Annotated in this window: 23 protein-coding genes; 4 read left to right on the forward strand and 19 right to left on the reverse strand. The window is 38.7% G+C overall.

Annotation, left to right across the window (positions count from 1 at the left end; translation table 11 throughout):
* Window position 1: 1 nt before the first annotated feature.
* The 7 genes from rbsB to xseB form a co-directional block, all read right to left on the reverse strand.
* The gene (rbsB, locus tag D7029_RS03510; RefSeq protein ID WP_088493698.1) at window positions 2-892 is read right to left on the reverse strand and encodes a ribose ABC transporter substrate-binding protein RbsB; all 891 of its coding nucleotides are present in this window, start codon (window positions 890-892) and stop codon (window positions 2-4) included.
* Window positions 893-934: 42 nt separating this feature from the next.
* Entirely contained in the window at window positions 935-1900 is a 966-nt protein-coding gene (gene rbsC / locus D7029_RS03515; RefSeq protein WP_088493697.1) for a ribose ABC transporter permease, read from the reverse strand.
* A gap of 1 nt (window position 1901) precedes the next feature.
* Window positions 1902-3410, reverse strand: a complete 1509-nt coding sequence (gene rbsA, locus D7029_RS03520) for a ribose ABC transporter ATP-binding protein RbsA (protein WP_088493696.1) — start codon at window positions 3408-3410, stop codon at window positions 1902-1904.
* A 7-nt stretch (window positions 3411-3417) separates the two neighbouring features.
* The gene (gene rbsD, locus D7029_RS03525; protein WP_088493695.1) at window positions 3418-3837 is read right to left on the reverse strand and encodes a D-ribose pyranase; all 420 of its coding nucleotides are present in this window, start codon (window positions 3835-3837) and stop codon (window positions 3418-3420) included.
* Between the two features lie 350 nt (window positions 3838-4187).
* The gene (gene dxs, locus D7029_RS03530) at window positions 4188-6053 is read right to left on the reverse strand and encodes a 1-deoxy-D-xylulose-5-phosphate synthase (protein ID WP_194951858.1); all 1866 of its coding nucleotides are present in this window, start codon (window positions 6051-6053) and stop codon (window positions 4188-4190) included.
* A gap of 66 nt (window positions 6054-6119) precedes the next feature.
* On the reverse strand, window positions 6120-7043 hold the full coding sequence (ispA, locus tag D7029_RS03535) for a (2E,6E)-farnesyl diphosphate synthase (RefSeq protein WP_088493693.1): 924 nt from the start codon (window positions 7041-7043) through the stop codon (window positions 6120-6122).
* Entirely contained in the window at window positions 7044-7307 is a 264-nt protein-coding gene (xseB, locus tag D7029_RS03540; RefSeq protein WP_023580876.1) for an exodeoxyribonuclease VII small subunit, read from the reverse strand. It abuts the gene before it with no gap.
* Window positions 7308-7508: 201 nt separating this feature from the next.
* Here xseB and thiI point away from each other — a divergent pair, with 201 nt between their 5' ends.
* Window positions 7509-8960 (forward strand): tRNA uracil 4-sulfurtransferase ThiI, encoded by a 1452-nt coding sequence (thiI, locus tag D7029_RS03545; RefSeq protein WP_194951859.1) that lies wholly within the window; start codon window positions 7509-7511, stop codon window positions 8958-8960.
* A 264-nt stretch (window positions 8961-9224) separates the two neighbouring features.
* Here thiI and D7029_RS03550 read toward each other — a convergent pair whose 3' ends face one another.
* The 3 genes from D7029_RS03550 to panE form a co-directional block, all read right to left on the reverse strand.
* A complete protein-coding gene (locus D7029_RS03550; protein WP_194951860.1) occupies window positions 9225-9647 on the reverse strand; it encodes a phosphoribosyltransferase in 423 nt (140 codons plus the stop codon).
* Window positions 9648-10117: 470 nt separating this feature from the next.
* The gene (yajL, locus tag D7029_RS03555) at window positions 10118-10735 is read right to left on the reverse strand and encodes a protein deglycase YajL (RefSeq protein ID WP_088493689.1); all 618 of its coding nucleotides are present in this window, start codon (window positions 10733-10735) and stop codon (window positions 10118-10120) included.
* Complete coding sequence (gene panE, locus D7029_RS03560) at window positions 10704-11624, reverse strand: 2-dehydropantoate 2-reductase (protein WP_194951861.1); 921 nt, start codon at window positions 11622-11624, stop codon at window positions 10704-10706. Before panE ends, yajL begins: the two co-directional genes overlap by 32 nt.
* A 225-nt stretch (window positions 11625-11849) precedes the next feature.
* Between panE and D7029_RS03565 the strand changes: the two genes are divergently transcribed.
* On the forward strand, window positions 11850-12341 hold the full coding sequence (locus D7029_RS03565; protein WP_072063676.1) for a YajQ family cyclic di-GMP-binding protein: 492 nt from the start codon (window positions 11850-11852) through the stop codon (window positions 12339-12341).
* A 78-nt stretch (window positions 12342-12419) separates the two neighbouring features.
* Here D7029_RS03565 and D7029_RS03570 read toward each other — a convergent pair whose 3' ends face one another.
* The 7 genes from D7029_RS03570 to D7029_RS03600 all read right to left on the reverse strand — a co-directional run bounded on the left by D7029_RS03570 (window position 12420) and on the right by D7029_RS03600 (window position 19998).
* Window positions 12420-13790, reverse strand: coding sequence for an MFS transporter (locus D7029_RS03570; protein WP_194951862.1), 1371 nt, complete (start codon window positions 13788-13790; stop codon window positions 12420-12422).
* Between the two features lie 173 nt (window positions 13791-13963).
* Window positions 13964-14848 carry a heme o synthase gene (cyoE, locus tag D7029_RS03575; RefSeq protein ID WP_069368580.1) on the reverse strand — a complete coding sequence of 295 codons (885 nt, stop codon included), beginning with the start codon at window positions 14846-14848 and terminating at the stop codon, window positions 13964-13966.
* Between the two features lie 11 nt (window positions 14849-14859).
* The gene (locus D7029_RS03580; RefSeq protein ID WP_006535101.1) at window positions 14860-15192 is read right to left on the reverse strand and encodes a cytochrome o ubiquinol oxidase subunit IV; all 333 of its coding nucleotides are present in this window, start codon (window positions 15190-15192) and stop codon (window positions 14860-14862) included.
* The gene (locus D7029_RS03585) at window positions 15192-15803 is read right to left on the reverse strand and encodes a cytochrome o ubiquinol oxidase subunit III (RefSeq protein ID WP_036932890.1); all 612 of its coding nucleotides are present in this window, start codon (window positions 15801-15803) and stop codon (window positions 15192-15194) included. The genes D7029_RS03580 and D7029_RS03585 overlap by 1 nt, the downstream gene beginning before the upstream one ends.
* The gene (cyoB, locus tag D7029_RS03590) at window positions 15803-17785 is read right to left on the reverse strand and encodes a cytochrome o ubiquinol oxidase subunit I (protein WP_194951863.1); all 1983 of its coding nucleotides are present in this window, start codon (window positions 17783-17785) and stop codon (window positions 15803-15805) included. The genes D7029_RS03585 and cyoB overlap by 1 nt, the downstream gene beginning before the upstream one ends.
* Before the next feature lie 4 nt (window positions 17786-17789).
* Window positions 17790-18740, reverse strand: a complete 951-nt coding sequence (gene cyoA / locus D7029_RS03595) for a cytochrome o ubiquinol oxidase subunit II (RefSeq protein WP_088493685.1) — start codon at window positions 18738-18740, stop codon at window positions 17790-17792.
* Between the two features lie 496 nt (window positions 18741-19236).
* On the reverse strand, window positions 19237-19998 hold the full coding sequence (locus tag D7029_RS03600) for an outer membrane protein OmpK (protein WP_194951864.1): 762 nt from the start codon (window positions 19996-19998) through the stop codon (window positions 19237-19239).
* A gap of 364 nt (window positions 19999-20362) precedes the next feature.
* On the opposite strand from D7029_RS03600, the gene dbpA reads away from it, so the two are divergent.
* Window positions 20363-21736 carry an ATP-dependent RNA helicase DbpA gene (gene dbpA, locus D7029_RS03605; RefSeq protein ID WP_194951865.1) on the forward strand — a complete coding sequence of 458 codons (1374 nt, stop codon included), beginning with the start codon at window positions 20363-20365 and terminating at the stop codon, window positions 21734-21736.
* A 77-nt stretch (window positions 21737-21813) separates the two neighbouring features.
* Here the strand turns inward: dbpA and ampG are convergent, their stop codons facing one another.
* Both ampG and D7029_RS03615 read right to left on the reverse strand, forming a co-directional pair.
* Window positions 21814-23334 carry a muropeptide MFS transporter AmpG gene (ampG, locus tag D7029_RS03610; protein WP_194951866.1) on the reverse strand — a complete coding sequence of 507 codons (1521 nt, stop codon included), beginning with the start codon at window positions 23332-23334 and terminating at the stop codon, window positions 21814-21816.
* Window positions 23335-23390: 56 nt separating this feature from the next.
* Window positions 23391-23969, reverse strand: coding sequence for a YajG family lipoprotein (locus D7029_RS03615; protein ID WP_088493681.1), 579 nt, complete (start codon window positions 23967-23969; stop codon window positions 23391-23393).
* A 340-nt stretch (window positions 23970-24309) separates the two neighbouring features.
* Between D7029_RS03615 and bolA the strand changes: the two genes are divergently transcribed.
* Window positions 24310-24624: a transcriptional regulator BolA gene (gene bolA, locus D7029_RS03620; RefSeq protein ID WP_075671985.1), complete on the forward strand. Its 315-nt coding sequence runs from the start codon at window positions 24310-24312 to the stop codon at window positions 24622-24624.
* Window positions 24625-24723: the final 99 nt, after the last annotated feature.

The following is a 24723-nucleotide window of genomic DNA, read 5'->3' on the forward strand; positions in this document are numbered from 1 at the left end:
GTTATTTTTTAATAACTAACTCAAGTTCGACAGGGATTGTTGCATCCACTTTTTCGCCTTTGAGAATTTTATCTGCGGTTTGAATACCGATAATACCAATTTGGTCTGGGCGTTGAGCAATGGTTGCACCTAACATGCCACGGTTTACCGCTTTGATCCCATCATCTGTACCATCGAAACCAATCACTAATACATCGGTACGACCGGCAGTTTGTAATGCACGTAATGCACCTAATGCCATTTCATCATTTTGTGCAAAAACAGCTTGAACCGCAGGATAAGCAGTTAATAGATTTTGCATTACGTTAAGACCTTTTGTACGGTCAAAATCAGCAGGTTGGCTGGCAAGTACATTCAGTTTGTGAGCATCAACCGCTTGTTTAAAGCCTTCACCTCGTTCACGAGATGCAGATGTTCCGGTGATCCCCTCTAGTTGGATAACTTTGGCATCACTAGCCACTTTCTCTGCAATATAATCACCCGCCATTTTACCACCAAGACGGTTATCTGAAGCAACGTGGCTGACGACTTCGCCTTTGTTTGCAACGCGGTCTAAAGTGATAACAGGGATTTTGGCTTTATTAGCTAAAATAACGGCGTTACCCACAGCATCAGAGTCTGTCGGGTTAATGAGCATTAAGCGTGTGCCTTTTACTGTCAGATCTTGCACGTTAGCAAGCTCTTTAGCTGGGTTGTCCATAGAATCTAGAACAACAAGATCGTAGCCTAATCGGTTAGCTTCTTTCTGTGCACTGTCTTTCATGGTGACAAAGAAAGGGTTGTTAAGTGTTGAAATAACAAGCGCGATCGACTCTTTTGCAAATGCGTTGGCGCTGATTGTGGCGCTTAATGCAACAACAGAAAGAAGTGTCGCCATTTTTTTGAGTTTCATAATATAAGTTCCTGTCGGGATTCGGATTAAGAGAATAGAGAGTTATTTTTTGTTATCTACCAAAACAGCAAGTAAGATGACCACCGCTTTTACTATCATTTGATAGTTTGATGATATTCCTAATAAATTCAGTGCGTTATTTAAGAAACCTAGAATAAGTGCACCAATTAATGTACCGATAATACGACCTTTACCACCTGCAAGACTGGTACCACCCAGAACAACGGCGGCAATAGCATCTAGCTCATAGCCATTACCTGCCATTGGTTGCGCTGATGAAAGGCGAGCAACTTCAATGACACTGGCAAGGGCAGCTAATAAACCACACAGTGCATAAACAATGATTTTGATTTTATCGACGCTAATGCCGGATAAACGTGTTGCTGATTCATTACCGCCAAGCGCATAAATATAACGGCCTAAACGAGTATGATGTAATAAATACCATGCGCTCAAAAAGACAATCATCATCAGCCAGATTGGGGTTGGAATACCAAATGGGCGACCAATACCAAACCAGCTAAACAGATCAGCATTATCGCTAAAGCCGGTATTAATTGGGCTACCGTCGGTATAGACACGAGTAACACCGCGCAGCAATAACATCATGACTAGCGTAGCAATAAAGGCTTGAACTTTACCTTTAGCAACGATAATCCCTGTTACACCACCAATGGCTGCACCTAACGCTAATGCTCCAACAACAGCAACAAGTGCATTAACATCAGCACCTACCATAGAAGCAGCAACAGCACCAGTTAATGCAAGCAATGAACCAACAGATAGGTCGATGCCAGATGTCAAAATAACCAGCGTCATCCCAACCGCCATAATGGCATTAACCGATGTTTGTTGGAGAATGTTGAAAATATTATTTAAGGTAAAAAAATTGGGACTGAGTGTGGAAACGACGACAATCAGGATAAGCAGAGCAATCAGTGATTTTTGCTCTAATAGCCAAGCTTTTGAGAACCAACGTTTTGACGCTGGAATTGAATTCGTGCTCATATCAAACTCCTACTTTAGCGTCATATTGTTTACCAACAGCCGCTGCCATTAGCATTTCTTGTGTGACATTGTGAGCGGAGAACTCACCACTAATACGACCTTCATGCATAACCAAAATACGGTCACTCATTCCCATTACCTCAGGCATTTCAGAAGAAATTAAGATGATGCTTAATCCTTCTTGTTTAAATTTATTAATTAGCTGATAAATTTCTTTTTTAGCGCCCACATCAACGCCACGAGTGGGTTCATCAAGAATAAGTACTTTAGGGCGAGTCATTAGGCCTCTTGCGATAGCCACTTTTTGTTGATTTCCCCCTGATAAGAAACCGATGGTTTGATCCATTGAAGGGGTTTTTATATTGAATAATTTAATAAAATCGCCAACAGTGAGTTGCTCTTCTTTATGATTAAGCACACCCATACCGCGGCTAAAATAGCGTAGTGCAGTCAGAGACATATTTTCTTTCACCGACATACCGAGCACTAAACCATCACGCTTTCTATCTTCAGAGATGTAAACAATGCCTTGTTCTAAACCTTCAGCCGGCTTTTTGATTTGGCAGGGTTTACCATCTAACTCAACGGTGCCATTGGTTTTGGGTAATGCGCCGTAGATAATTTTCATTAATTCAGTACGACCCGCACCCATTAAACCTGAAATACCAAGAATTTCGCTTTCATGTAATGAGAAACTGACATCATGAACATCTTCGCCGCTGAGGTTAATGACATTGAGTTTGGTTTTACCTTGAGGGATATTAATACGAGGGTATTGGTCTTCTAACTTACGACCAACCATCATTTCAATCAGAGTGTCTTCTTTTAATGAGGCGACAGGTTTTTCACCAATAAACTGACCGTCTCGCAGTACAGTCACGTCATCGCAAATCTCAAAGATCTCTTTTAAACGATGCGAGATATAAACAATGCCGCAACCTTGATCTCTTAGTTCACGAATAACACTAAATAGCGATTCAGTTTCAGTGTCAGTTAATGCGTCTGTTGGTTCATCCATAATAATGACTTTGGAACCAAAACTAAGCACCTTGGCGATTTCTACCATTTGCTGATCACCAATCGATAATTCAGACACTAAACGGTGACTGCTGTAAGCAAGGTTTAATCGGGCTAATAACTTATCGGCTTCTGCATACATTTTCTTCCAGTCAATGGCGCCAAAAGCACGCGTAAATTCACGACCTAGGAAAATATTCTCTGCGATGGTCAATTCAGGAATAAGGTTAAGCTCTTGGTGAATAATACCTATTCCTGCTTCTTGAGAAGATTTGGGACCATTAAAAGCACAACTTTCACCTTGATAAATCACTTCGCCAGCATCTTTTTTATAGATCCCAGTGAGTACTTTCATCAGTGTTGATTTTCCTGCGCCATTTTCACCGACTAAAGCCATTACTCGACCAGGGTAAATTCGTAATGTAGCGCCGGATAGTGCTTTTACACCGGGGAATGACTTATCAATATCTTTAAGTTCAAGTAAAGGTTCCATATTGTCCTCAAAAAGTCACACCAGAAAACAACACAATATTGGCATAAGGCGTACATTCACCGGTTCTAATAACAGCTTTATTTTCAGTAAGTTGCTTTTTGAATGCTTCATGTGAAACATACATTATTTGAATAGACTTCTTCTGCTCTTGCTCTAATAAATAGAGATAAGAGAGGATTTCATTAAAAAGAGAGGGATTGATGGTTTTAATTTCTTCCGCCAGCATCACGGCCTCGACTTGCATCTCATGAGTGATTGTTTGCAACACGGACATAAAGTCCGGAATACCCTGAGTGAGAGCAAGATCAATACGTTCAACAGAGGAGGGAATAGGTAATCCGGCATCTGCAATAGTGATTTTGTCAGTGTGTCCTAAACGTGAAATTACACTCGAAATAGGACTATTAAGTAATACACCTTTTTTCATGTTTCCTCCTCAGCGAAACGTTTCGCTGTCTACATAGTAGAAAAGAAAGGCGGGAAAACAAGTTTGATTTATTCATATTGTGAGCATGATCGAAACGTTTCGTTGGCAAACAAAAAGAAAGAAAAATATAACTGATTGAATAAATTAACGCTGAATGGATTCAATAAGGAAAGTGGTTATTTTCAGTGAATTTCATAAAAATGTGATGATGGACAAGATTATAATTGAAGAAAATATGAGGTGTGAAAGCGTGAACCAGTATATAAAAGTAGACAAATTTTAGCTTAGAAAATACATTAACCTCTCCTATAGTTAATTAGGAGAGGTTATTTTAAATCATTTTAATTCAATTAGTTAGCTTGATAGGCTTTAATTGATTTTTCGATACCGTCTGCATCTAAACCTAAGTCAGTTCTGATCTCTTCTTGTCCACCTTGTGGTACAAATAGATCAGGTATACCTAAGTTTAAGACAGGTACTAAGCAACGTTCTTGCATCAGTAATTCATTAACACCACTGCCAGCGCCACCCATAATCGCATTCTCTTCTAACGTTACCAACATATCATGTTGCTCTGCCAGAGAAAGGATAAGGGATTTATCAAGAGGTTTGATAAAACGCATATCAGCCACAGTTGCATCAAGTTTTTCAGCGACTTCTAACGCTTCAGGCAGTAATGTACCAAAGTTTAGAATAGCAATGCCTTTACCTTGGCGACGAATAATGCCTTTACCCATAGGCAATGGACTGAGTGGTTGTAATTGCGCACCAACACTAGAGCCTCTTGGGTAACGTACTGCAACAGGGCCATCTTGATAGTGATAACCCGTGTGAAGCATTTGGCGACACTCATTTTCATCACTTGGTGCCATAATGACCATATTAGGAATACAGCGTAAGAATGAGAGATCGAAAGCACCTTGGTGAGTTTGACCATCTGCTCCCACAATACCACCACGATCAATAGCAAATAAAACAGGCAGTTTTTGAATGGCAATATCGTGGATCACTTGATCGTAAGCGCGTTGTAAGAATGTTGAGTAGATAGCAACAATAGGCTTATAACCACCAATTGCTAAACCTGCTGCAAAGGTAACGGCGTGTTGTTCTGCGATCGCAACATCAAAGTATTGTGATGGGTATTCTTTTGAGAAACGCACCATACCAGAGCCTTCACGCATAGCAGGGGTAATTGCCATGAGTTTTGGATCGGTTGAGGCTTCTTCACATAACCAGTCACCAAAAATTTTAGAAAATGTAGGTCGTGCATTAGGGCTTTTAGGTAATGTACCTGCTTGTGGATCAAACTTAGGTACAGCATGCCAGCTAATAGGATCACGTTCAGCAGGTGCATATCCACGACCTTTCTTAGTCATAATATGCAGGAGTTGAGGACCTTTTAGATCACGCATATTAGCGAGTGTTTGCACTAACGCAATAACATCATGACCATCAACTGGACCGATATAATTAAAGCCCAATTCTTCAAACATGGTGCCGGGAACAACCATGCCTTTAATATGTTCTTCTGTCTTTTTCAGTAATTCTTTAATCGGTGGAATACCAGAAAAGACCTTTTTTCCACCTTCACGTAAGGTGGTATACAGTTTGCCTGATAACAATTGTGCAAGATGATTATTCAATGCACCAACGTTTTCGGAGATTGACATCTCGTTGTCATTAAGTACAACGAGCATATCTGGCTCAATATCACCTGCGTGGTTCATTGCTTCAAAAGCCATACCCGCAGTAATTGCACCATCACCAATCACACAAACTGTTTTTCTGTTCAGCTTTTCTTGTTCAGCTGCAACAGCCATACCTAAACCTGCACTAATAGAGGTTGAAGAGTGACCGACACAAAGTTTGTCGTATTCACTCTCTTCTCGCCAAGGGAAGGGGTGTAACCCATTTTTTTGGCGGATAGTATCAATGCGGTCACGGCGACCTGTTAAGATCTTATGGGGATAGGCTTGATGACCCACATCCCAAATAAGATTATCAAAAGGGGTTTTATAGACGTAATGAAGAGCAACCGTTAACTCAATAGCACCTAAACCTGAGGCGAAGTGACCACTTGAGCGGCTGACACTGTTAAGAAGAAATAGCCTTAGCTCATCACAGAGTTTAGGTAAACTCTCTTTTGGTAATAGGCGCAAATCTTCTGGTGTTTCAACCAACGCCAATGTGGGATATTTTTCGATATCAATGCTCATGTGATGCCTATTAATTAATCACTTGTAATAGGGAAAGAACAGGTAAGCTGCTCTCTTTATTTTTTATTAGTTTTTCCGTTCGACGATAAAACTCGCTAATTGTTTAAGCGTGGTCGTATCGTACTCGTATTGCTCAAGAAACGCTAAGGCATCCAGTGCTTCGTTATACAATTCCTGTGCTTTCTTTTGAGCTTGCTCTAACCCAAGAAGTGCAGGATATGTGCTTTTTCCTGACTCTTGGTCGCTACCTTGACGCTTTCCTGTTTCTTCAGTACTGCCAATGACATCTAAAATGTCATCTTGTACCTGAAATGCAAGGCCAATAGAGTGGGCATATTTATCTAATGCGGGTAATACATCGTGACCTTTTGAGCCAGCACTAAATGCGCCTAAGCGAACAGCCGCACGAATTAATGCACCTGTCTTGTGTAAATGGATTTTTTCAAGAGATGCGAGATCAATGGATTTATCTTCGGCTTCAAGATCAAGAGCTTGACCACCACACATACCAGCAAGCCCGCTGGCTGTTGCTAATTCAGCAATCATTGCAACCCGATCACTCATTGCAACATCAGGCATTGGATTTTTTGCTAAGATCTCAAAGGCAAGTGTTTGTAATGCATCGCCCGCTAAAATTGCGTTGGCTTCACCAAACTCAATATGACATGTAGGTTTACCACGACGTAAATCATCATCATCCATCGCAGGTAGATCATCATGAATAAGAGAATAAGCGTGAATACATTCTACTGCAGCGGCTGGTGCATCAAGGTTAAGAGCAGGGATTTTAAACATTTCACCTACTGCATAAACAAGGAAAGGACGTAAGCGCTTTCCACCTAAAAGGGCACCATAATGCATGGCTTTACCTAGAGGCATGTCAGTAAATGGTAAAGCGGATAGCGCTTGGTTTAATGCATCGTCAACACGCTGGTGGGCGGAATCTAATTTATGACGGAACGCATCCGTACTTGAAGTTGCGTTACTCAATTATTCTGCCTCTTGGATAAAATCATCAGGAGTTGCATTATCATCTTCTTTTAGAAGAATACGAACACGCTGTTCAGCGTCTTGTAATGTTTTTTGTCCAACACGGGCTAGACGAACGCCATGTTCAAATTCATTAAGCGCTTCTTCTAAAGGGAGTTCACCGGATTCTAAACGGTTTACGATTTGCTCAAGTTCTTGCATAGATGCTTCGAAACTTGGTGCTTGTGCGATGTCTTCGTTAATTGGTGTCGTTTTCTTAGCCATAATATTTTTGATAATAAAGCATGTTAGCGCTGAATAATAGCGATCATCTTACTACAATTGAGAAGAAAATTTCTTATTCAGTCGATGATTTTTGCGGGTGAGCCCTAAATATTGGTGATATACTTTGTGACTTTTATAAACTCCAGTCAATTTACATCACTGTAGTTTATGTTTCTACTTAATAACCTATGACCATTGACTATGAAGTTTATTATTAAATTATTCCCCGAAATTACGATCAAAAGCCAATCAGTTCGTATACGTTTTATCAAGATCCTCACTAGCAATATTCGTAATGTTCTTAATACATTAGGTGATGAAATCACCGTTGTCCGCAATTGGGATAACATTGTTGTTGTCAGTAAGGATGAAAGCAAAAGTGAGGCGGTATGTGATGCATTAACGCGTATTCCTGGTATTCATCACTTTCTACAAGTAGAAGAGCATCCGTACACTGATCTACACAATATTTTTGAGCAAACTTTTGCAGCATTTAAGCATTTAGTTGAAAACAAAACATTTTGTGTTCGTGCCAAACGTCGTGGTAAACACAGTTTTACTTCAAATGAAGTTGAGCGTTATGTTGGTGGTGGTTTTAACCAACACATTGAAAGCGCAAAAGTGAAATTAACCCGCCCAGATGTCACCATTAATTTGGAAATTGAAGACGACAAACTTATTCTGGTAAATGCGCGTTATGAAGGTATTGGCGGTTTCCCAATTGGCACACAAGAAGATGTTTTATCACTGATCTCTGGTGGTTATGACTCAGGTGTATCGAGCTATATGTTAATGCGTCGTGGTAGCCGAGTTCACTATTGTTTCTTTAACTTAGGTGGTTCTGCTCACGAAATTGGCGTTAAACAAGTTGCGCATTATTTATGGAACCGTTTTGGTCGTTCACATAAAGTGCATTTCGTTGCTGTTGATTTTGAGCCAGTTGTCGCAGAAATCTTAGAAAAAGTCGATGATGGTCAAATGGGTGTTGTATTAAAACGTATGATGGTACGTGCAGCATCAAGAGTGGCAGAACGTTATGGTGTTCAAGCAATTGTTACTGGCGAAGCATTAGGGCAGGTTTCTAGCCAAACCTTAACTAATTTACGTTTAATTGATAATGCGACAGACACGTTAATTTTACGTCCTCTTATCACTCATGATAAAGAGAACATTATCAATATCGCACGTCAAATTGGTACAGAAGATTTCGCTCGCACAATGCCTGAATTCTGTGGTGTGATTTCAAAAAGCCCAACAGTGAAAGCGGTAAAAGCGAAGATCGAAGCAGAAGAAGAGAAGTTTGATTTTTCTATTCTTGATAGCGTTGTTGAAAATGCTAAAAATATGGATATTCGTCGTATTGCAGAAGAAACCGTACAGCAAGTTACTGAAGTTGAAATGGTCTCTGAATTCGGCGCTAACGACGTTATTCTGGATATTCGCTCACCAGAAGAGCAAGAGACTTCACCATTAAAGATAGAAGGTATTGATGTTAAAGAGCTACCTTTCTATAAACTAAGCACTCAGTTTGGTGATTTAGATAACGCAAAAACCTATGTACTCTATTGTGATCGTGGAATGATGAGCCGTTTACAGGCGCTTTATTTACGTGAGCAAGGTTTTGAGAACGTTAAAGTCTATCGTAAAAAATAATATATAACGTTTATATTGTTGATAAAAAAGCCACTATAAAGTGGCTTTTTTTAATTATACAACTTTTATGTTGGGGAATGTCGCTGCCATTCTCCGGATGATTACTTTGCTCTTATTGCTTGACCATCATCATGGTGCTTGCGCGAGCCCACATTTTTTACAAAATGTTTCATATTTATAGAGCCAAGGGCGTATGTTGGCTCTTAAGCTAGAAATATTATCTAGAACTAAGGAATATATATTAATCTTAAAAAGAGATCAAATTCAAAGATTACTTAAAAGGCAGATTGCAGTAGAACATGTTAATCCTGATCTATTTAATTCTATAGTTGCTGTATTTAATGTTGTTCCTGTTGAGAGTAAGTCATCAATTAAAATAATATTATAATGATTTAATCTATTAATATCGAAATCTGGGTTTATTTTCCAAGGGGAAAAGTAGTGCCTGATTTTATTTGGAATTTTTTTTATTGTGAAAATAGTATTAGGTGGTAATTTTTGTAATTCAGATAATGTTCTTTTTATTGGTTTTATATGGGATTCTTTTTTATTTGTTTCTTCATTAAAATAATTATTAACTACTTCTTCCACAGTGCATTTAATAAATACATCATCGCAAAAACTTGATCTGAAGTGGCGAGAGATCCTTCTTGCTAAGAAGTATGGTACTGCTGTAGATGACGGCATGACGATAAATATAATATTTTTATCTATTATTTTAGATCTGATTTTATTTAAAATAGCTAAGAAGGAAGGTTTGAATTTGTATAGCTCATTTTTTGTTATTTTATAATTATAGATACCTTTTAATGAGTATATTAAAGGGTTACCATCTCTATCACTATCACCAAATTTAGTTCGTTGATAAATACTGAATATAGTTAATTTGTTTTTCTTACCTATTATGCTAATTTTAGGGTTTTTATTAGCGCTCGTTATTACTCGACGTTCATGCTGAGTATTTAAAGTAATTATTTTATTTTCAGAAATATCTATACCCAGAAGATTGTATCCTTATATATTAGTCGAGTAGCTAAATTCATTTCTCATAATACTAACATGTTGAAAATAGCTTAAATATAAAGAATATCTGAAATAAAAATGGAACCGCTTTAATAATATTATATATTTGCGGTTCTAGTTATCTACTAACCTACTTACCTATCCCCAAAGCCTGTAAATTCATCTTGGTAATTATAAATGCCGGGTGGTAATACAAGTTGTTTGGCAACATCGGCAGCGACTTCTTTGCCTTTTAAGCGCTCAATAATTTTTAGTGCAAAATCGATAGATGTTGCAGGTGCTTGGCTAGTAATTAAGTTAACTCTTTCATCAAAATAGACTCGATAATCAACCCATTTTTTCGGTGATATTTTATCTTTTAATGCAGGAAAGCCCGTCATGTTGCCGATGGGAAAAATATTGTGAGATTCAAGAATAATGGCAGGTGCTGCACAGATGGCTGCGACAAGTCTATTCTCACTGTGCATACGGCGCACTTTCTCAACCACTAAAGGGCTGTCTCTTAAGGTTTCAGTACCTTGTAACCCACCGGGTAGAATAATAACGTCGTAATGATGATCAACGACACGAACTAAAGGCGCATCAGCTACAATTTTAATACCACGAGAACAAGTGATAACAAGATCATCGACATCATCTTCTGCACTCGCAAGTACAACATTAATACCGGCTCTTACCAGCAAATCTGCGGTGGTAACGACTTCGGTTTCTTCACTTCCATTAGCTAGGCAGATGAGCGCTGATATGGTCATAATTGCCTTCCTGTTGTTTAATAAATTGAAAAAGGCGGTTATTTTCGGGTAATACGAGCCCTTGTTCTGAAGCTCGACGTAATAAATAACCAGTAATATAGTCAATCTCTGTATGGCGTTGATATTTCACATCTTGATACATAGACGAATAATTATTTGCTGTCTGTTCTATCGTATCAATAATATAACCATGAAGATGGGCTTGAGACGTTGGTACAACACCTTCGCGCTCCATTACTAAATAAACTTCATCGCATATTTTTTGAATATGTTCAGGATAACGTAATAAATCCCCATTACGGCATTGATAATAAACGGTAAGAGGGTTGATAACGCAATTAACTGCAAGTTTTAGCCAACTAATCGTATGGATATCATTATGCCAAGCGACATCAGGTAAAGCATGATGCAAGATTTCTGCTAAATAACTGTATTGCTGAGCTGCATGATTTAATGGGCCTATATGTGTTATTCCTGTTGCTGTATGAATAACATCTTGCCCTTGTTGATAAGCACCATGAGTAATAATGCCTTGTAAAATAGGTCTGATAACGGGGTGCTGTGTTGCTGTTAATTCATCAGCAGTACCCATACCATTATGAATTAATAAAATAGGACATTGTGCAGAAAGATAAGGTAGTAGCGCATTAACCGCATCTGAGACTTGCCAAGATTTTAAGCAGACAATTAATAATTCGCTTTGTTTTAACCATTCAAGTTGATTTGCGGTAATACGTTGATAAAAAGGCTCGCCATTAATGTTATCAACACTCACGTCTAAAAAAGGCTGAGGTACTCTTAGCCAACCTTGTACTTCATGAGATTGAAGTGTTAAAGCTGCAACCCAAAGTTTACCAATCGAACCACACCCTAAAACGGTAATTTTCATTGTGCCTCTTTTTACAAATCGTAATAGCGTAAGGTGGCTACTGACGGTCATTAGACTATTTAGCTAAAATTATAACATTGATTACACTTCTCTGTTTAAAGTATGTTTGCGCTTTACTGTAAGAGGAAATTAAAGGGATAAATTTGTTATTGAATGTGCAATGCTTTTTTGCAACCCTAAAAGAAGCTATTATTCGGGTTGTATTTATTTATTGAGGAAGAAAGAATGCCATCTTTTGATATCGTATCTGAAGTTGACTTACATGAAGTGCGAAATGCGGTAGAAAACGCACAACGTGAACTGACTACTCGCTGGGATTTTCGTAACGTTGAAGCAAGCTTTGAATTAAACGAAAAAGCAGAGTCAGTGAAAACGACCAGTGTATCTGAATTTCAGGTTCAACAATTATTAGATATTCTGCGTGAGAAAATGGCAAAAAGAGGGATTGATGGTGCGGTATTAAATATCCCTGAAGAAATGACTCACAGCGGAAAAATGTACAGCGTAGAAGCCACCTTAAAGCAAGGTATTGATACAGCTTTAGCGAAAAAAATTGTTAAGCTGATCAAAGACAGTAAATTGAAAGTTCAAGCCCAAATTCAAGGCGAGCAAGTTCGTGTTACAGGTAAATCGCGCGACGACTTACAAGCCGTGATGAAATTAGTAAGAGAAGGCGAGTTAGGGCAGCCATTCCAATTTAACAATTTCCGTGACTAATTATTTACCCCTTTAGTCATACAAAAATGCGCTGTTGAACCAGCGCATTTTTATTTCACCTAGTAAGCTTATTGACCTTTAAACTAAAGGGATCAGAGCCTCTAATGTTGCTCTTGGCGTCTGTTTAGTATCAACCTTGATATAGGCACTTTGTTCATCCGCCATAATCACAACTTCATTAACACCCGGTTGTTGCTTAAACAATTGTTGTAGTTGCTGTTGTTGGCTTGAAGACAAACTTTCAGGTAATTCAACACGTAAGCTACTGACATAAGAGGGTTGGCGTAATGTTAGGCTAATGAAAAACCAAATAAGACCAATCACTAAACAGCCTAAAAATACAGTTTGCGCACTATAATGTTGATAAAGCCATCCTCCTAAAATTCCGCCTAATGCCACACCTAAAAATTGGCTGGTGGAATAAATTCCCATCGCTGTACCTTTATAACCTGCTGGTGCTTCTTTACTAATTAATGAAGGAAGAAGTGCTTCCATAATATTAAATCCAATAAAGAAAACTTGAATACCTGCAATAATTAACCACAAGCTAGAGCCTGAAATAATCAAAATAGCTTGAGCAATAATAAGTAGGGAAATACAGAATAAGAAAACTTGTTTCATTTTTCGTTTCTTTTCTGCATAGATAATAAAAGGAAGTACAGTAATAAAGGCAATAAGCATGGTGACTAGATAAACAATCCAATGTTTTTCTTTCGCTAAACCTGCGCTACTCATAACCAGAGGAAGTGCAACAAATGCCGCCATTAATAAAGTATGTAGTGAAAAAATACCGGTATTTAATTTAAGAAGTTGTGCATCAAATAAAACTTTTTTTACGCTACCACGAACAAAGCCAGACTCTCGATTAAGAATATGGTGTTCGCTATTCGGTACGGTAAAAAGCGTAATAATAATGCCACCAAAGGCGAGTAGGGCAATTCCCCAAAACAGACCATGTAAGCCAAAAATATGCGTTAAAATAGGCCCTAAAACTAAGGCTAAAGCGAACGTTATCCCAAAGCTAATACCAATAAAGGCCATTGCTTTTGTTCTATTTTGTTCTCGTGTTAAATCTGATAATAAAGCCATTACTGCTGCTGAGATAGCTCCCGCGCCTTGTAATGCTCTACCAATAATAATGCCATAGATATTGTCACTGAGAGCCGCAATCAGACTACCAATAATAAAAATAATTAAGCCAAAAACAATCATAGGTTTTCGACCAAATTTATCAGAGAAAATACCAAAAGGAATTTGGAATATAGCTTGTGTTAATCCATAAATACCGATGGCTAATCCAATGAGAGATTCTGTTGCGTGTTGTAGTTGAAGCCCGTAGGTGGTTAAAACTGGGAGTACCATAAACATGCCAAGCATGCGAAGAGAAAAAACAGTGCCTAGTCCCCATGTTGCTTTGCGCTCTAATGGGGTCATTTTATTATCATTCATGGATTACCTCGTATTACTGATACCTCCATTGTAATGACATTTTCCAGTGAGGTTAATCAATAAATGGGATACAAAAAAGACAAAACTGTACTGATATCATGCGAAGTCGTAAAAGAGATAAAAAAATACCAGTCAGAAGGCTGACTGGTATTTAGGTTACTTTAATAAATACATTATCTTAGATACGCAAGAACCGCTTCTGTTGAGCTTGTTGGATCAACAGACATCATTACGCTTAATGAAGTGATTGCGACAATAGAGAAAATAAATAATTTTCGTGCCCACACAATATCATTGGTTGCTTTATAACCTGATAAAGCCATGCCTAACCACCAAATACTGACGGCTGAAGCCACAATCAGGTATTTATAGCCGGCATAACCAACTAATGTCAGCATTAAGGTTGCGATCATAAACGCCAGAATATAAAGAATGATATGGCGTTTAGCGACTGAGATCCCTTTAATTACAGGTAATACAGGGATATTTGCAGCTTGGTAGTCTTTAAAACGGAAAATAGCAATGGCATAAGAGTGAGGCATCTGCCACAAACTAAAGATAAGTAATAGGATTGCCGCGCCTGCATCAAATTCACCGCTAACGGCACAATAGCCAATAACAGGAGGTGCAGAGCCAGATAAACTTCCAATCAGTGTGCCATAAACAGATTTACGCTTCATGTAGAGGCTATAAACCCCAACATAAATAATAAAACCGAATACAGCGATAAACATTGCAAGTGGGTTGGCTGCTACATAGAGCAGCACAACACCTGCAATACCTAATACTGAGGCATAAATCAGGCTAATTCGAGGGTCAATTAATCCTTTAACTAATGGACGATTCTTCGTTCTTTCCATGATACGGTCAATATCACGGTCAATGTAGTTGTTAAAAACACAACCAGAAGCAACGACCAGAGACACCCCAAGCAGAGTCGCGAAAAATAGGGAGTAATCAATCTCACCTTTAGAAGCGAGCAGAAAACCACCTATTACAGAAATTAAATTTCCGAAAATAATTCCTGGTTTGGTGACTTGTAGGTATTGCTTAATCATAGCGACAACTCTTAATCCATCATCATATTGATGTTCAGGTTGTACATAATCCACAACGAGCCTACGACAACAATGCCGATAATAAGCAGTGTGAACAGGAATGCGACGACGTTCCAGCGCTCTTCTGATGACGTATTCATATGCAAGAAGCAGACTAAGTGAACCACAATTTGCACAACTGCCATACCGACAACAGTCCATAGAATTGTTGCTGGTGTCGCTGTTCCTTCCATCACCATCCAAAATGGAATTACGGTGAGGATAACAGACAGAATAAAGCCAATCAGATAAGACTTCATGCTGCCGTGGCTTGCGCCTGAAGGAGAAGTATTTGGATGACTCATTACATCGCTCCCATCAGATAAACTACGGTGAACACACAGATCCAGACAACATCAAGGAAGTGCCAGAACAGACTTAAACAGCTTAAACGAGTACGGTTAACTTCAGTTAAACCACGGCGTGATACTTGGATCATCATAATAACAATCCAAATTAAGCCAGCCGTTACGTGAAGACCGTGTGTTGAAACTAATGCAAAGAATGCAGATAAGAATGCACTGCGATCTGGGCCATAACCTTCTGCGATTAGCTCATGGAATTCGTAGACTTCCATGATGACGAAACCTAAGCCGAATAAGAAAGTAACAAATAACCACAGATTAACTTGGCTAACGCTACCTTTGTTCATGCTCAGCATAGCGAAACCAAAAGTGATACTACTAAATAGCAGTAGGAAGGTTTCAACTAAAACAAACGGTAAGCTAAAAATTTCTTTACCTGAAGGGCCATCCGCAATCCCGTTAACAAGCACCGCATAAGTGGCGAATAAGCTGGCAAACAGGATAAGGTCGCTCATTAGGTAGATCCAGAAGCCGAAAACTTTCGTCGCTCCTGCATCGTGGTGCCCATGATGCTCATGGGCGTTTGTGTTATTTACAGTTTGAGTAGACATTATTTCACACCTGCTTTTTTCAGTTCTTCATAATGCTTATTCTCGAGAGCTTCAATTTCAGGTACTTGGACATAGTAATCCACATCTGTATCAAAGCTTTTCACGATCCAAGTGACAATCATGCCAGCGAAACCAACGATAGCTAACCACCAGATATGCCAGATCATGGCAAAACCAAGTACTAAGCTAAATGCTGAGATAATCACACCAGCGCCTGTATTTTTAGGCATATGGATTGGTTCGTATTTAGTTGGACGCTGATAAGCTGTGCCTTTTTCTTTCTGATCCCACCACTCATCACGCGTTTGAACATTAGGTTCAACGGCAAAGTTATAGAAAGGAGCAGGTGAAGAAATTGACCATTCAAGAGTACGTCCACCCCATGGATCTCCCGTTAAATCACGGTTTTGATCACGGTCACGGATACTTACGTAGATCTGGACAACTTGACAAGCGATACCAATAGCAATCAGTGCAGCACCACCCGCAGCAACCATCAGCATTGGATGGAATTCTGGGTTGATGTTTTGGCTGATACGACGAGTCATACCCATAAAGCCAAGGACGTACAGTGGCATAAAGGCCATAAAGAAGCCGATAAACCAGAACCAGAATGCACGGATACCCCATTTTTCATTCAGTGTGAAACCAAATGCTTTAGGGAACCAGTAAGTCATACCAGCGAAACAGCCAAATACCACACCACCGATAATAACGTTATGGAAGTGAGCAATTAAGAATAAGCTGTTATGTAGAACGAAGTTTGCACCCGGAACGGCTAACAGAACCCCAGTCATACCCCCAACAGAGAAGGTGATAAGGAAACCGATAGTCCACAGCATTGGGCTTTTATATTCGATACGGCCTTGATACATCGTAAACAGCCAGTTAAAGATTTTAACCCCTGTTGGTATTGCGATGATCATCGTGGCGATACCGAAGAAGGCATTGACGTTGGCGCCAGAGCCCATAGTAAAGAAGTGGTGTAACCAAACGATAAATGACAACACGGTAATTACGACAGTTGCACCAACTAAAGAGGTATAACCGAATAACCGTTTTTTAGAGAATGTTGCTGTAACTTCAGAGAACACACCAAATACTGGCAGAACAAGGATATAAACTTCTGGATGACCCCAAGCCCATACAAGGTTGATGTACATCATCATGTTACCGCCCATATCATTGGTAAAGAAGTGCGTACCAAGATAGCGGTCTAAAGTTAACAGCGTAATAGTGACTGTTAAAATTGGGAATGCAGCAATAATCAGGACGTTAGTACATAAAGCAGCCCAAGAGAATACTGGCATTTTCATCATGCTCATACCCGGCGCACGCATACGCAGGATAGTCGCGAAGAAGTTAACCCCAGTTAGAAGCGTACCAATACCGGATATCTGTAAACTCCATATCCAATAATCGACCCCGACTCCTGGGTTATATTCCAGACCAGAAAGTGGCGGATAAGCTAACCAACCTGTTTGTGCGAATTCACCAATACCTAAAGAAAGGTTGATAAGAACCACACCAACAACAAAGAACCAGAAGCTCAATGAGTTAAGGAAAGGGAAGGCAACATCACGAGCACCAATTTGTAAAGGTACAACGAGGTTCATCAGACCCACAACGAAAGGTGTTGCCATGAAGAAAATCATGATAACGCCGTGTGCGGTAAAAATCTGATCATAGTGATGAGGTGGTAAGAAACCAGCTTCGCCAGCAGAAGCGAGAGCTTGTTGGCTTCTCATCATAATCGCATCGGCAAAGCCACGGAACATCATGACCATTGCAACGAGGATATACATAATACCAATTTTTTTATGGTCAACGCTGGTTAACCATTCGGTCCACAACCATTTCCATTTACGAAAATAAGTTAGTGCGCCAACAACAGCAAGCCCACCAAGAACAATACCGAGTAAAGTAACGACGATAATTGGTTCATGTAGCGGGATTGCATCAAGAGTTAATTTTCCGAACATGCCTTTATTCCTCTGCTCCTGCATGCGCCGCATGGCTCATGTTCATATTCATTGTTGCATCAGCATGTGCTGTCTGATTGCCACTGGTGTGAGCGCCATGACCTGTGTGACCAAATTTAGAAATGGTCTCTTGGAATAGCATTGGCTTCACGCTTGAATAGTAGGTCACTGGATTTTTCTGGCTTGGTTTAGCAAGTTCATTAAATGCAGCGGTCGTATTTAACGTATCTGACGATTGTTTGACTTTTTCAACCCACGCATCGAAACCGGCACGATCAGGTGTCGCAATCGCTGTAAATTTCATATCAGAGAAACCGTGTCCACTATAACTTGCTGACATTCCTGGATATTCACCAGGTTCATTAGCAATTAAGTGCAACTTAGTTTGCATTCCTGCCATCGCATAGATTTGCCCACCTAATCGAGGGATAAAGAATGAGTTCATGACAGAGTCAGAAGTGATTTTGAAATTAACAGGAACATTAGTAGGAAAAGCCAGTTCATTAACTGTTGCAATACCTTGTTCTGGATAGATAAATAACCATTTCCAATCCATTGAAACTACTTCAATGGTGACAGGTTTTTCTGTGGACTCTAATGGTTTGTAAGGATCAAGCTCATGGGTTGTTTTCCATGTGATGCTCGCCAAAATCACAATGATGATAATTGGCACAGTCCAAACGACGAGTTCAATTTTATTTGAGTGAGCCCAGTTTGGGCGATAGGTGGCTTTAGTATTGGATTCACGGTAGCGAAAAGCGAAAACAATCACCATCAGTATTACCGGTATCACAACAATTAACATTAAACCAAGCGCAATGAGGATTAATGTTTTTTGCTCAGCGCCGATAGCGCCTTTGGGATTCATTAACGCCATATCACAGCCACTTAATAGAAGAGCTGCTGCTAATAGCGAGAGTGTCCCAATACTTTTTATGTATTTCATAAGTCTCATCCAACGACCCAAATGACAAAGGTTCTATTGTTGTTTCATCAGTATCAGTAAGGACATTTTACGGTAAGGTTGCGACAGTGTAAACAATTGTAATGGTAAGTAAGTGGTTGGTTAGTCTTTTGTGTTAATGTGATCACAAGTAATCAAAGTATTAAATAAATGTTAATTTAATTATTGCGTATTAACTATAATTTCATAAAGTACCATGTTTTTAAAATAAATACATATTTTTACAAATAAAAATTCAATAAAAAGTGTAAGAAAACGTATTCTGATTAAAAAAGTAACAAATTAGAGGTCAGAGGAGAGTTGAGGGGTAAAATCCTTTTTATATTGATGTTTAATATCCATATTTGATGCTTGTATGATTTTTAATATGGGTAATTAGTGATTTGATGAATGTTTATATCCAATGAGAAAAATTTTCATTAAGTGATAAAAAGAGGTTACAGCGAATAAAAATGCTTTCGCTGTAATGGAAATTAACAATTAGCGATCAAAAATTATATTTCAGGCTATATACAATGCCGTCTTGCAGAAAATCTTCGCCTAACTTTTTATAAGCATAACGATATTGAATACCAGTGGTAATAGAAGTCGTTGGGTGCCACCAAAAAGCTAAAGCGCCATTAAACCCATTTTGCCCACCATTGCCATAACGCTCATGACGGCTAAACTCCATTTCATGCCAATTGCTAATACTAAATTTTTGATTACTAATGGAAAAATCATATCCAGCAACCCAACCAACGACGTAGCCATTATTTCCTGAATAGTAAGTTTGATCGACATAATGAAGCGCGACAAATGGTTTAAACCATAAATTATCAATTTGTGTGTTATAGCCTAAACCGTAAAGCGTATTAACTTCATGGAAGTTGCCATTGTTTTCTTTACCCGGAAGTGACCATGTACCGTAAACGTGTCCGTATAGATTGAAATGACTTTCACCTAAATAAATGCGGCTTGTTGCTTTAACTGTATAACGTTGATTATCACCCGGTTGTGTTTTTCGAGGATTAAATGGATTTTCAAGATCAAAAAAGCCGTAAAACTCACCCCATGAAAAGTTAGCGCCACCTTCAAGTTCTAAATAGGCAAAATCATCTTTATGAGAGGATTGCCCTGTTTTGTGTGTTGTATGAGAAGTCCAATCAAGATAGTTGATACTGGTATTAGCGAAACCACCTAAATAACTAGCTTGGGCTGATAAAGAAAGTGTACTTGCGATGGTTAATAAAAATGTTTTTTTTATCATGAATAATCTCAATTAAATTTAATGAAATAATTTTGCGGTGAATTTATTTTTTAATATATTTTGAAACTATAACCCATTAAATCTCTATTTGTAGATCATAATATTGAAAATATGATCTATTTCTAGAATATTAAATTGATAATTAAAAGTGAGAATTTTAGTATTGTTTAGTTTATTTTTATAATCTGATCTTTTTTGAATGAATTAAGTATTTGGTGATTGGCTTTTTTGGCAAGAAAAAAAGGAAGTAAAAGAGGAAAGAAAAAAATGTGGCGAGGGTCGCGTAAAAATACCTCACGACACGGGAATAAAGGGATAGTATCATTAACCCATATTCGTTTTTATCTTACTTGGAATTTTCATTGTGACCTCATTTGCTGAACTTAACGCACTTCCTACTGAACAACTCGCTAACCTTAATGAATTGGGTTATCTCACTATGACTCCAGTTCAAGAAGCTGCTTTGCCCGCCATTCTTGAAGGAAAAGACGTTCGTGCTCAAGCAAAAACAGGTAGCGGTAAGACAGCTGCTTTCGGTTTGGGGCTATTGCAACACATTGATGCAAAACAGTTTAATACTCAATCACTTATTTTATGCCCAACGCGAGAACTTGCTGATCAAGTTGCAAATGAATTACGTCGTCTTGCTCGTTATCTTCCAAATATCAAAGTATTAACGTTGTGTGGTGGTGTTCCATTTAGCATCCAGCGTGATTCATTGATTCATGCTGCACATATTATTGTTGCAACGCCGGGTAGATTGCTTGATCACCTAAAAAAAGAAACTGTTACTTTAGATGATGTGAAAACATTGGTATTGGATGAAGCAGACAGAATGTTGGATATGGGATTTTTTGATGATATCAACGACATTATTTCTCGTATGCCAACCGCACGTCAAACATTGCTCTTTTCTGCAACTTGGCCAAATGAAATCGCAGCAATTAGCCGCAAAATTCAGCAAAATCCAGTAACTATTGAAATAAACTCTGTTGATGAACTTCCTGCGGTTGAACAGCAGTTTTATGAAATCTCTCGTCATGGAAAAATAGGATTACTGCAAAAGCTTTTAAGTCGTGAGCAGCCCGCTTCTTGTGTCGTATTTTGTAACACGAAACGAGATTGCCAAGATGTGTATGAAACACTGACAGAAAGCAACCAAAGTGTACTTGCTCTACACGGCGATATGGAACAGAGAGAGCGTGACCAAACACTTATTCGCTTTGCTAATGGGAGTTGTCGTGTATTAGTGGCAACAGATGTTGCGGCTCGTGGGCTTGATATTAAAGCGTTAGAAATGGTGATTAACTACGAATTATCGTGGGATCCTGAAGTTCATGTTCACCGAATTGGTCGTACAGCGAGAGCGGGTGAAAGTGGATTGGCTATTAGTTTTTGCGCACCAGAAGAAATTCAGCGTGTTAACGCTTTAGAAGAGATGCTTCATATGAAGATAAATTGGCTACCAGTACCAACTGGGCTACAAATTACGCCTCTTGAAGCAACAATGGCAACATTATGTATTGATGGTGGTAAAAAAGCGAAAATGCGTCCAGGTGATATTTTAGGCGCATTAACGGGTGATATGGGTTTCAATGGTGCCGACATTGGTAAAATTATGATTAACCCAACACATGCTTATGTTGCCGTAAAACAATCTATCGCCAAACAAGTTTGGAAACAGCTGCAACAAGGTAAAATTAAAGGTAAAGCAGTAAAAGTAAGATTGTTTAGATAATTTCTCTTTACTAAGAATGTAAAAGGACAGCTTAAGCTGTCCTTTTTTATGGTGCATATTTTGAGAAAGCAACAAAATTAATGTGTTGTTTTCTTCAGTGCCAAATAATCTAGGATTGTGCCAAAGACAAGGCTTATCGCACCAACAATAACACCATATAAAAAGAGTGTTGAAGCCCAAGCACTTAATCTTTCAGTATCTATTGATTGAATAAAATCAGCAGACTGGAACATTTCTAAAGTCGGTAGTGAATTTGTAATAACAAGAATTAAACTACAAATAAAGAAGAGAACGGTTAGCATCAAACCATAAATAGCAAAACGGTACTGCTTAATAAATAAAGTTCTTCTGAGGAATTCACCCGTTCTTTGCGTATAAATAAGTGTGTTTTTCGAAATCAACAGCAAAATAAGACCGGGGACCGAAGCAACAATAGAAAAAAGGTAAAAGGCTTCCCAACCGTGACTTTCAACGTACCAACCGGCAACTGGGCCAACATAAACACGACCAATGGCTGAGAGAGCTGAAAGCAACGCAAACTGTGTAGCTGAAAAGGAGAGGTGGCAAAGTGTCATTAATAGAGCAACGAATGCAGCTGTACCCATTCCGCCACAGATATTTTCAAATGCAACTACTGCACCCATGCTATAAATACTTTGCTCAGAAATAGCTAAATACCAGTAACCGATATTTGAGCCACCTTGCAAAATACCAAAAATCATCAGTGCTTTAAATAAACTCCAACGGCGCATTAATAAACCACCTAATAATGCCCCAACAATTGTGGCTGCAAGCCCAAGTGTTTTATTCACTAATCCTACTTCACCAGCATCAAATCCAGCACCACGAATAAGAAAGGTGGTACTTAAACTTAAGGCAAAGGCATCACCCATTTTATACAGCACAATAAGCAATAAAATTAGCCAAGCATTATTACGAGAGAAGAATTCATATAAAGGCTCAATAACCGCTTCATAGAGTGTACGTGGCGGATTTACGGCAGTTTCTGGCTCTTGAGCAAGTAATGTGGCAATAATACCAATACCCATTAAGGCAGCCATTAACCAATACATGTTTTGCCAGCCAATATATTTATCAGCCAACCAAAGTGCCATTCCTCCAGAAACAAGCATAGCTATGCGATAGCCTAATACAGAAACCGCAGCACCTGTACCACGCTCGTCTGCTTTTAGTATATCTGTTTTATAGGCATCAAAAACAATGTCTTGTGAAGCAGAACAAAAGGCAACAATGACCGCTAAAGAGGCAAGCCACCATAAATGATCATTAGGATTTAGAAATCCCATTCCTGCAATACCAATCACTAATCCTATTTGAGTGAGCAACATCCATCCTCGGCGACGGCCAAGAAAAGAAGGGGTATAGCGATCCATAAAAGGAGACCAAAGGAATTTAAAAACATAGGCTTGTCCCACCAATGAGAAAAAACCAATGGTTTTTAAATCGATATCTTCTACTGTCATCCATGCTTGTAATGTACCCGCGGTCAACGCCAGAGGTAATCCAGAAGTAAAGCCAAGTAATAGAAGAATAAATGATTTATACCAAGTGGTTTGTTTGAAGGCGGGCTGAACCATGCAAAAATTCCTTTCAACGACCTGTTTGAGATAACAGGTCGTTTATTCTAATAAAATTAACGGGCGTTAGATTTGATAAATTGACTGACTGAAGCGTCTTTTGCCATATCGCTAACGAGTTCACTTAAGACATTGTTAATCGCGGCGGCAATTTTCTCATTAGTTGCACCAAATGGACCTTGAACATTGTAGCTAGTACGGAATGTTTTGGTATTAGAACTGCCATTCGGTAAGGTGACGATAATTGAAATATCCGCTTTCGCACTGATATTATGACGAACACTTCCTTCACCAACTTCTGCATTAAGTTTATTGATAACAATAATCACATCAGCAGAAGCAGGAGAACCCATCATAAAACCACGGGCTGTCATTTGTTTTTGTAAAACTTCTTGCATTAAAAATGCAATATCACGAGTTGGAACAAGAACTTCTAATTTACCGTTGCGGTTAATTTCCGCTAGGTTTTTAGATGCACGTTTGTCTTGGCTTGAAATGTTCAGTGAAATAGGGCGCATTGTTGGATCGGCCGCAGGAACTGACATCACAGGTTCGATAGATAATTTGTTACTAGGAGTTGCACAACCTGAAAGCAGTGTTAATGCAAAAACAGCACAGAGTAAATTTTTAATCATGAGGTAATCTCGGTTAAATATGTCTGTTGTGTTAACAAGTAGAATAGGCTTCAAACTTTAGCCTATCATACCACTGCTGATAGGTTGCTAATATCCCCTTAACGAACGAAATTATCTGATTTTATCAATTGATTTTATTTCAAATTACCCTCATTTTTACTCATACATTTGACAATATTCGGCCAATGGTTTTACTCAAGATGAAAAATAAGCGATTATCATCAGCAAAATTAAAAAGAATAAGCTCATCATTTCGTATTGATAAAGACTAAATCAATATAGTCTGGTTGACTTGTTTTTTATTCACCATGGTATAAAGGCTAGAGTATTAGGGGCAGAGATGATCCGTGATGATATTGAGAATAAGCTGATTTCACGCTTTTCACCGCATTTTTTACAAGTAATAAACGAAAGCCATCGCCATAATGTGCCCGAAGGCTCTGAAAGCCACTTTAAAGTCATTATCGTTAGTGATGATTTTAATGAAAAACGTAGTGTTTCGCGCCATCGTGATGTGTACCAAACATTAGCTCATGAAATGGAAAATGGTGTTCATGCATTAGCATTGCACACCTTTACTTTGAGCGAATGGAATGAACAACAGGATAAAGCATTACGCTCTCCTGGGTGTCGTGGCGGAAGCCAAGAAGATTAACAACCTTATCGTTAATCGTGAGTAAATAGATCCTAAGATGCGTATTTTTTGTTCTTTATAGAGGAAAAAAGGGGAGAGTTGCTCGATTTTATGAAAAAA

The organism is Proteus vulgaris, assembly GCF_016647575.1.
Lineage (GTDB): Bacteria > Pseudomonadota > Gammaproteobacteria > Enterobacterales > Enterobacteriaceae > Proteus > Proteus mirabilis_B.

Bases quoted from the DNA above. Each gene is read 5' to 3' on its own strand.
- ampG (WP_194951866.1), bottom strand. From the start codon at position 23,334: ATGGTTCAGCCCGCCTTCAAACAAACCACTTGGTATAAATCATTTATT.
- thiI (WP_194951859.1), top strand. From the start codon at position 7,509: ATGAAGTTTATTATTAAATTATTCCCCGAAATTACGATCAAAAGCCAA.
- rbsA (WP_088493696.1), bottom strand. From the start codon at position 3,410: ATGGAACCTTTACTTGAACTTAAAGATATTGATAAGTCATTCCCCGGT.
- D7029_RS03585 (WP_036932890.1), bottom strand. From the start codon at position 15,803: ATGTCTACTCAAACTGTAAATAACACAAACGCCCATGAGCATCATGGG.
- D7029_RS03600 (WP_194951864.1), bottom strand. From the start codon at position 19,998: ATGATAAAAAAAACATTTTTATTAACCATCGCAAGTACACTTTCTTTA.
- cyoE (WP_069368580.1), bottom strand. From the start codon at position 14,848: ATGATTAAGCAATACCTACAAGTCACCAAACCAGGAATTATTTTCGGA.
- rbsB (WP_088493698.1), bottom strand. From the start codon at position 892: ATGAAACTCAAAAAAATGGCGACACTTCTTTCTGTTGTTGCATTAAGC.
- dxs (WP_194951858.1), bottom strand. From the start codon at position 6,053: ATGAGCATTGATATCGAAAAATATCCCACATTGGCGTTGGTTGAAACA.
- D7029_RS03615 (WP_088493681.1), bottom strand. From the start codon at position 23,969: ATGATTAAAAATTTACTCTGTGCTGTTTTTGCATTAACACTGCTTTCA.
- cyoB (WP_194951863.1), bottom strand. From the start codon at position 17,785: ATGTTCGGAAAATTAACTCTTGATGCAATCCCGCTACATGAACCAATT.
- cyoA (WP_088493685.1), bottom strand. From the start codon at position 18,740: ATGAGACTTATGAAATACATAAAAAGTATTGGGACACTCTCGCTATTA.
- D7029_RS03570 (WP_194951862.1), bottom strand. From the start codon at position 13,790: ATGAATGATAATAAAATGACCCCATTAGAGCGCAAAGCAACATGGGGA.
- yajL (WP_088493689.1), bottom strand. From the start codon at position 10,735: ATGACCATATCAGCGCTCATCTGCCTAGCTAATGGAAGTGAAGAAACC.
- D7029_RS03565 (WP_072063676.1), top strand. From the start codon at position 11,850: ATGCCATCTTTTGATATCGTATCTGAAGTTGACTTACATGAAGTGCGA.
- panE (WP_194951861.1), bottom strand. From the start codon at position 11,624: ATGAAAATTACCGTTTTAGGGTGTGGTTCGATTGGTAAACTTTGGGTT.
- bolA (WP_075671985.1), top strand. From the start codon at position 24,310: ATGATCCGTGATGATATTGAGAATAAGCTGATTTCACGCTTTTCACCG.
- rbsD (WP_088493695.1), bottom strand. From the start codon at position 3,837: ATGAAAAAAGGTGTATTACTTAATAGTCCTATTTCGAGTGTAATTTCA.
- xseB (WP_023580876.1), bottom strand. From the start codon at position 7,307: ATGGCTAAGAAAACGACACCAATTAACGAAGACATCGCACAAGCACCA.
- rbsC (WP_088493697.1), bottom strand. From the start codon at position 1,900: ATGAGCACGAATTCAATTCCAGCGTCAAAACGTTGGTTCTCAAAAGCT.
- D7029_RS03550 (WP_194951860.1), bottom strand. From the start codon at position 9,647: ATGCCGTCATCTACAGCAGTACCATACTTCTTAGCAAGAAGGATCTCT.
- D7029_RS03580 (WP_006535101.1), bottom strand. From the start codon at position 15,192: ATGAGTCATCCAAATACTTCTCCTTCAGGCGCAAGCCACGGCAGCATG.